General features: G+C 37.8%; 1 protein-coding gene. It reads right to left on the reverse strand.

Annotation, left to right across the window (positions count from 1 at the left end; all coding sequences use genetic code 11):
- Positions 1–717: 717 nt before the first annotated feature.
- On the reverse strand, positions 718–898 hold a 181-nt coding region (locus KE626_RS34490; RefSeq protein WP_211977713.1), incomplete at its 5' end, for a hypothetical protein.

Raw genomic sequence — 898 nt, forward strand, 5'->3', positions numbered from 1 at the left:
TCGGAATTTGAAACATCTTGAACAATATCCTATATTTTATTAGTAATGTATTTCCGATATTCATCAAGCCTCTTTAAAATTCGGTCTTCAGATTCCTTTTTAAATCTATTGTTTATTGAAGTTGGATCAAAAAGTAAGCTGTCGCTAAAAAAGCGATAGTGGTTACTTCCCATTACAAACTGTTTATCACAAAAAAAAAGCAAAACAAAATTAGATGATACAAATGATAAGTTTCCGAATAAAATTTCTATTTGGTATTTTTAAAAATATGCGAGTCTTTGTGCCCTTGCTTATAACCATGTAGGAATAACGCCAACGAACAAATGATCATGATATATGCCACAATTTTTACTATCCATTCGAAAAGGCGAATTACTACTGAAGAATCATAGGAATTGAAATGCTGCAAACCACCAGGCCCTCTCCTGTTGAATCGCCTGCGGTTTACAAATCGTACTAACAATATTCCCAGAATAAATATTATACCTCCTGCTAAATAATAGGTGTTCATTGGAAATGATTTTAGCGGGTTAATAAAATGGTTTGTTGGGTACCAACTGATATAGATGTTTGTGCATCAGCCCCGTTGCAGGTTCCTTCCCAGACATATTCTTACCAGTTGGTGTATCTTGTGATGTCCACTGCAAACAGGTTTGGTGCATAGCCAGACGATCCCGGCTGCAGGGAGTGGATACGCCATCGTTTTTAAAAGCTTCTTTACGCATGGCAACGTATTGTTGTGTATTCAGCATATCCCATTGCCTGGTCACAAGCCTTACGCCCTACGAAAAGGCCGGACCGACGGTGATATCTTTTCGTTGCAAGTCCATTCTCTTGCTGCTTCAAGATAAGTGCAATCTGAGGTTCTGTAAATCTGGTCTTTTTCATGATGGTAGTT

The sequence above is a fragment of the Chitinophaga hostae genome, assembly GCF_018224885.1.
GTDB lineage: Bacteria > Bacteroidota > Bacteroidia > Chitinophagales > Chitinophagaceae > Chitinophaga > Chitinophaga hostae.